The sequence below is a fragment of the Acinetobacter sp. TG2027 genome, from assembly GCF_000302435.1.
Taxonomy (GTDB): Bacteria; Pseudomonadota; Gammaproteobacteria; order Pseudomonadales; family Moraxellaceae; genus Acinetobacter; species Acinetobacter pittii.
Genome location: NZ_AMJN01000046.1, coordinates 1 through 6,744, shown reverse-complemented (window position 1 = coordinate 6,744; position 6,744 = coordinate 1). Strand labels below are relative to the sequence as shown.

The 6,744-nt window shown below is 37.8% G+C and carries 8 protein-coding genes; 7 read left to right on the top strand and 1 reads right to left on the bottom strand.

Annotated elements, in window-relative coordinates:
- Positions 1–270 precede the first annotated feature (270 nt).
- The gene (locus B806_RS0112130) at positions 271–495 is read left to right on the top strand and encodes a hypothetical protein (RefSeq protein WP_017403089.1); all 225 of its coding nucleotides are present in this window, start codon (positions 271–273) and stop codon (positions 493–495) included.
- 334 nt (positions 496–829) lie between these two features.
- Here B806_RS0112130 and B806_RS0112125 read toward each other — a convergent pair whose 3' ends face one another.
- A complete protein-coding gene (locus B806_RS0112125) occupies positions 830–1,042 on the bottom strand; it encodes a hypothetical protein (RefSeq protein ID WP_017403088.1) in 213 nt (70 codons plus the stop codon).
- 183 nt (positions 1,043–1,225) lie between these two features.
- Between B806_RS0112125 and B806_RS0112120 the strand changes: the two genes are divergently transcribed.
- From B806_RS0112120 to B806_RS0112090, 6 genes are all read left to right on the top strand, one after another.
- Positions 1,226–2,449 carry a phage/plasmid replication protein, II/X family gene (locus B806_RS0112120; RefSeq protein WP_017403087.1) on the top strand — a complete coding sequence of 408 codons (1,224 nt, stop codon included), beginning with the start codon at positions 1,226–1,228 and terminating at the stop codon, positions 2,447–2,449.
- A 13-nt stretch (positions 2,450–2,462) separates the two neighbouring features.
- The gene (locus B806_RS0112115) at positions 2,463–2,744 is read left to right on the top strand and encodes a hypothetical protein (RefSeq protein ID WP_017403086.1); all 282 of its coding nucleotides are present in this window, start codon (positions 2,463–2,465) and stop codon (positions 2,742–2,744) included.
- Between the two features lie 509 nt (positions 2,745–3,253).
- Complete coding sequence (locus B806_RS0112105; RefSeq protein ID WP_017403084.1) at positions 3,254–3,490, top strand: major capsid protein; 237 nt, start codon at positions 3,254–3,256, stop codon at positions 3,488–3,490.
- Between the two features lie 65 nt (positions 3,491–3,555).
- On the top strand, positions 3,556–5,145 hold the full coding sequence (locus B806_RS0112100; RefSeq protein WP_017403083.1) for a hypothetical protein: 1,590 nt from the start codon (positions 3,556–3,558) through the stop codon (positions 5,143–5,145).
- The gene (locus B806_RS0112095) at positions 5,145–5,483 is read left to right on the top strand and encodes a DUF2523 domain-containing protein (RefSeq protein ID WP_001127950.1); all 339 of its coding nucleotides are present in this window, start codon (positions 5,145–5,147) and stop codon (positions 5,481–5,483) included. Before B806_RS0112100 ends, B806_RS0112095 begins: the two co-directional genes overlap by 1 nt.
- Positions 5,484–5,487: 4 nt before the next feature.
- Positions 5,488–6,663, top strand: a complete 1,176-nt coding sequence (locus B806_RS0112090; protein ID WP_017403082.1) for a zonular occludens toxin domain-containing protein — start codon at positions 5,488–5,490, stop codon at positions 6,661–6,663.
- Positions 6,664–6,744 lie beyond the last annotated feature (81 nt).

Below are 6,744 nucleotides of genomic sequence, written 5' to 3'. Positions count from 1 at the left end.
TGACCGATCCAACTCGGTCACAAGGCGTAGTCTACGGGTTTTTACGTGATCAAACCTCGAGTTACACGCAATGCTCATACTGTGGCCGTACACTCCAGTTTGGCCAGTTGATGAGACATCTAAAAGTGTGGCATGGTTACGGAACAAAAGACTTTACAATAGATTTTTGATTGGCATTTTATTACATTGCTGGTCTCTCTCGAGGTTTAATCCGGGAGTGAAAAAAATGAATAAAATCAACACTTGTGATTTTTGAAGGATTGGCAAAATATGACACTTAAAACTTATGATATTTACAACCCGACAGCTGGTCTAATTGATTTTACATTGGGTGAATTAACGGATATTTATACTTCTATTCTTTTCTCAGGTTGTTCTAACGATAATCAGATATTGAAGAAAATAGAAACCAAATACACCTTTTGCTCTACCTGTAGCAACTTAATTTTAAAAGAAGAATTTGATGAACATTTGGACCAGTGTTTAGAGGGCTGAGAGTTCGCATAATAGCCGCATTATGTTACTTGCCATGTTCGTTGACTAAAGACCCCGCGCTAGCGGGGTTTTTTGTCAATGATGCGACCATATTTCTGCACTCGCATGGCATTTAACATCAATGCTCATTATGCGAATTTGAAGGATAGGAAAGGGCGGGCAGCGACTCGTCGCGCCTGACCTTTCTGGGAGATTTTGAGAGTAGGGCACACTACTATCTAATAGTGTGCCTGACTGCGGAAAGTTTTTTGAAATACGACTTATTCCTTAAATAATTCATATACTTACAATTTATTGAGAAAGTTTCGCAACAAGTCGTTATTTTGATTATATTTTAATCATTGTCTTGGTTTTTTGGCTCTCTTACTAGAACCTTTCCACTATTACTTAATTCAGCCGCTTCAATACACTGATCTAGAATTATGTGTACTAGTTCACTGTCTTTAATTGGCATTAAGCCTTTGTTGATTAGTGCTTTGTTTAATTCAACACACTTCTTTCTGAGCAATTCTTGCTCTCTGTCATTCAGTCTTACAGTGATCGCCATTTTTTTGATCTAACTATTGCCAATTACATGTATGCAATAATACTTATTTACATGTTATTTGTGCTTGCTATACATGTGTTTTTGTATTAAATTTACTTCGATGTTATTTGTATACATGTTTAAATTGGGGAATTTCATGAACAAACAACAAATTCTAATAACTATAAAATCAGAGTAATAACTATGCTCGATTTTCTGCGGTTAGCGATTCCAATCATACCTACGCATGTACGTAGCCTTGAGAATAACCACTGGTTTACTGGTGATATTCGCGATTTTGGTATTCCTGCTGCTACTCGTCATGTCGGTAAATTGGATGATGGAACAACAACGACAGGGGAGCTTTATCATCCTTTCGAGGCTCTTCCTAGTGATTACACTGACATGGCTATGAAGTTTTACACTCATACAATCAATAGAACGCCTTATGTTGAGATCAAGGCATCTCCATTGAAATTGTTACAAGGTCACAATGTTTATGGTTTTGAGTCTATAGAACTTGGCTCTGATCATATGCTTGGCATGTTACTCGAAGCCTTTCCCCAGTTAGCCCCAATTTTGGATTTGGAGAATACTGAGGTTTTACATCTAGATACGACTTATTTATTTAGATTGCCACATCAGAATATGGTTCAACCAACTTTGGATTACATGGCTAACTTGGCTTCGGGTCATCGTAAAGCAAGACAAATTAAATATGAGAATTACATTACTTGGGGTAATGACGGTGCAACCGTTCGTCCTAAAGCTTATGGCAAATTTGAAGAAGTAAAAAGCCAATTACATAAGTTACAGAAGCAAGCAGACAAGGGCTGTATGCGCTCTAAATCGCTTGTTATTGCTATGAACAATGCATTGCCATTTGCTAATGCTGTTTTACGTTTAGAAGCTCGTATTTGTAAAACCTATTTAACCAAGAATGGTTATCCATCTAATTTATTTCAGCTTATTAAGCTGCAACATGAACAGCCAGAATTATTGCTACGCCTCTGGCACGTAGCTTTTGACCCGATCTTAAACACATTGAAGGGTAAACACATGAATTTTTCGAATGATGGAGAAATCCTAGATTTATTTAAGTCCAAATTAGTGACTTATACAAAGACAGGTAAACCTAGTTATACCAAAGCGAATAACGCAATGAAGTTTTATTCATTGATTCGCCAGATCGGCTTGAAAGCTACTAAAGAACTTTATAACGAACGTACTTTTTATGATGCGCTTAAAGCATTGGAATTATGTGAGATTTCTAAAGGTCATTTACAGAATCTTGCTAAGAATCCTAACGGGAAAGTTATTCCATTTGTTCGTTTGTTTGAACTCAAGATGTCTGAGCAAGCACCACAAGATTACGTTCAACCAGTTTCACAATACACACCCAAACATGGGTTACATCTAGTTGCCTGAGGAGGCTTTGACCATGCAAGTTTCATTTAATAAACGCACAATTTTTCCAACCGTTTACCGTTCTGAGAAAGATGGTAAAGAACGCGCATTTTTATCTACGACAGTTTTGTCTCCAGTTAAATACAACTTAACTGCAATGCCGGGAATGATGCCAGTCGAACAGATTCAAGCGATTCTTGAAGAATGTGCCGATAACGCACAGGAAGTAGAAATCGAATTTACAGAGCAACAGACTAAGTTTGGTGCACAAATGCAGGTGTTTAGTGTTAAGCCAGTACCTAAGAAAACACAATAGAATCAATGGCTTAACATGGAATTATACGATTGTTCGTATAATGTATAATATGTTAAAAATCAACAACTTACGTGTATTTTAACTATGACAGAATATGTTTATACATGCAAGAAGTGCGGTAAAAAGTTTACAAAACATTCTAGTTACTGCATCCATTTTTATAAGTGTAAATAAAAAGAATTTGTCGGCTTTTGGGGGCGTTAATCGCAAGCCGACAATCCTATTTATTGGGGATGTCTCTAATGGTCATCTATGCAGTTTGGTATTTCTTCGTGGTAGGGGTTATAGCTCATCCAGTGGGCTTATATCTCTACTATAAAAAACGGAAGTAAAGGAATTCAATTATGTTGGCTTGTTTGATTTATGGTTCGGACCAGACGACATGTATTGGGTATTTAAACATGGATTTGGTGATCGGTCTTTTTGCTGCTTTCGCAGTTCTATTCGGTCTCAGCTATGTTTTTAAAATCGTTCTTAGACTAATGGGTTTTTAACCCTTGGAGATTGTTATGGAAAATCAAAAACGTGGTGTTTTAACACTAGCTAATGTTCAACGTTTTGGGGTGGGTGCTGCTGTTGGGGCTGCGCTTATTACTAATGCTAACGCTGCTGTTGATGTTGCTGCTCCAGTTGCAACTTTAACAACGGATGGTACTGCTGCGATTACTGCTGTTGGCGCTGCATTACTCGGTCTTGCGGGTGTTGCTGTTGTATTCAAATGGGTTAAAGCTGCTTTCTTTAGCTAATGGCTCAGGGGGTAGAAATACCCCCATCTTACAAGAATTAAATATTTAAAAAGTTGGGGGCTTTTATGAAGTTTTTTAAATATTTAATTTTCATAATCATAACGATATGTTCTAGTTCAGCTTTTGCTGTTACTTGGGAAGCTAATGTTAATGGCACTATAAAAACTGGTTCTACTGCTGATGCTGTTTGTTCTTTAGCTCAGGCTTATGTTTCTTCTTCTTATCCGAACCAAAATACTACTTATTCACATACATTGACTAAGCGAAGTGATCAGCTTTATTTATGCTTAGTTTATGCAGCTAATAATCATGGGGGACCGTGGGATTTTAACGTTTATACAAATGATACGGTTCCTCCTGTTAAATGTCCTGCTTCGGGTTATCCAATACCTACTTATTTTGAACCGAATACACCTATTCCATTAAGAGTGTGTAAACAAAATGGCGATGGTACATATTGTGTTTATGATGCACAAGATAAACAAAATCCATTAGTTATTTCGACTGGTAACTATCAAAATATTACTTTGCGTTCTGTAAGTGAAATTCCTAGCCCATCTTGTACACCTGAATTTTCCAAATCATCATGTGACCCTAAAGACCCGTACGGGGGATGTTATCAACCACCTGATGATGGTTGTAACCGTTTAGCAGATGGTTCTATTTATTGCCCAGAAGGTACGCCACCACCACCTATAAAAACAGGTTGTTCAAATAATGCTACTTATTGTGATATGCCGCCTACTGGTTGTGGCTCTAACTATGTTCCGGGTAATTTTAATGGTAAACAAATCTGTGTAAAAAATAGTAATCCACCTCCAATGGATCCTATTGATCAACCGCCTTCAGCTTCAGAACCTCCAATTGATCCCAATAATCCTCCACCTGCGTCTTCTCCACCACCTGCATTACCACCTGAAAGTAGTACGATTTTAAGGTCCATTCTTGATGCAGTTAATGCAGTCAATACTAAATTGACTTGGGTTAAAGATGAGATTGTTAACTCAGTTAATAATGTTTCACGAACATTGGGTATAACAAATCAGAAGCTCGATACAATTAATACTTCTGTTACTCAAACAACGGCTGCTGTTAATGCAAATGGCGATAAAGTTAAATCTGCGGTCGATGCTAATACTAACTCTACTAAAACGGCTGTAGACGCAAATACGGCTGCTACAAATGCGGTTAAGGGTGCTGTTGATGCTAATACTAATTCCACTAACAGCAAGTTAAATGATGTTATTAATGCAATTAATAATAAACCTGTAGGCGGTGGTGGTTCTGCTACGGACGTTACTCCAGTAGTTAATGCTATTGAGAAACAAACGACTGACTTTAAAGACATGATGAAGACTGATCCATCAGATTTTGATACTTCACAGTATGAAAAGATTGGCGATGCTTCGGATGATCCACGTTCTCTTAATGCTCAATCAGATGCAGCAGGTTCTTTGCAGGCATTATCTAATAAATTGACGTTTTCTAATTCTGCTTGTGTTCAGGACTTTACAGTTACGGTTCCTATTTATGGTTCTTTAACTGTTCCCATTTCTCAATGGTGTGACTTGTTAGCACTAGTAAAAATACTTCTTCATCTCTGCACTTTGATGGTTGCTTTTAAGATGCTTGACTCAACCGTGAGGGCTATCTAATGCCGTTGTTTATTGGGGCTATTGTTGCTGCATTACTGAAGGTTCTATTTAGATATGCAGTTTTTAAAATATTTGCAAAGTTAATTTTGGGGACTGCCACGGCTGGCGTTATCTACTTGTTTTTATCCAGTACGGTTAAACCTTTTGTTGATGAAATGCAGCAAAAGATTGTTGAGAAAGCCACAGAGCTTTCAACTGTTGGAGGTACTGCTGCTGAAGTAATTCAGTACTTAGATTTCATCCAGTGCGTGAACATTATTCTTTCTGCATCAGCTGCATGTTTTAGCTTAAAACTAATGTCTGTAGCTATTCGTGCATTCGGTATTAATACGGGTTGATTTTATGGCTATTAAACTAATTACAGCGCAGCCTGGTTCTTACAAGACTGCAATGATGATGGAACTTGCTAACAAGATGTCTAGTGAGGGACGTCCAATTTATTTATGTAATGTTCGGGGACTTAAACCTGCTATACCTTTTCCTTATCAGGTTCTTGATCACTTTAAGGATTGGGTAGATACACCAGAAACATCAGTTATTTTCATTGATGAGGTGCAGGAATTTACTCGTGATGTGCCGACTAACTGTAAAACAGAAGACTTACCAACTTGGATGACTTTGTTAGAAAAACATCGTCATGAGGGTAAGGATATTTTTATTGTTACTCAGCATCCTATGTTTATTCATACGCATGTTAGACGCCTTACTTCTGAGCATATTCATCTGGTTAGAAATGGTAATGTTCCATTTGCTGCTAAGCGCTCTTGGGGCTTTGTTGAATCCGATCCAGACGACTTCCAGAAAGCTACATTTAAAAATGGCTGTACCACTACGATTTATAGACCTAATAAAGAGGTTTTCGAATGGTATGAATCGACTGTATTAGATACCCATAAATTCAAGGTTCCCCCTAAGTTAATTAAGGGTGTTGCCATGGTTGCAGGTATCATCGGTTTTGCTGTTTGGATTGGTTATCCGGTTGCGTCTAAATATCTTCACATGAATGATAAAGAAGTTACTGCCAAAGCCACAGATCAGCCACAAATGACCTTAGCAGAACAAGCAGAACGTGACGCTTATTTAGCTGGTCTTACTCCAGAGCAATATGCCGATCTAAAGAATCCTGAAAAACGTAATGCCGAGCTACAGGCTAAAAATGACGTCAGAATGGAGACGATTGCAGTTAAATACAATCCTAATCGACCTTATGAAATTGACACTACTCAAATCCAATATGAAGTTACAGCCAAGCCTGTTTTTTCAGGGTGTATGAAGCAAAAAGGTAGATATGTGGCTTATACCCAACAAGGTACGATTCTGCATGATGTAAGCCAGTCTGATTGCATAAAATTGATGGAAGATGGCGATCGACCGTTTAATTATTTCGCTCAAGAACAGCAACCTCAGCAGCAGCAAAAACAGCAACTTCAGCAAGCCGATTCAGATTTTATGACCACTCAACGTGAACGCGAATTAATTGCTAAATATGAAGCAGCCAAACTGCAAGGTTTGATTTGAAATTTTTTTCTTTGATTACTAAAAACCGTCTATATGTTCTACCGTAGAAGTAACCAAAAAAAGCCGTTCAGGGGAATTGTG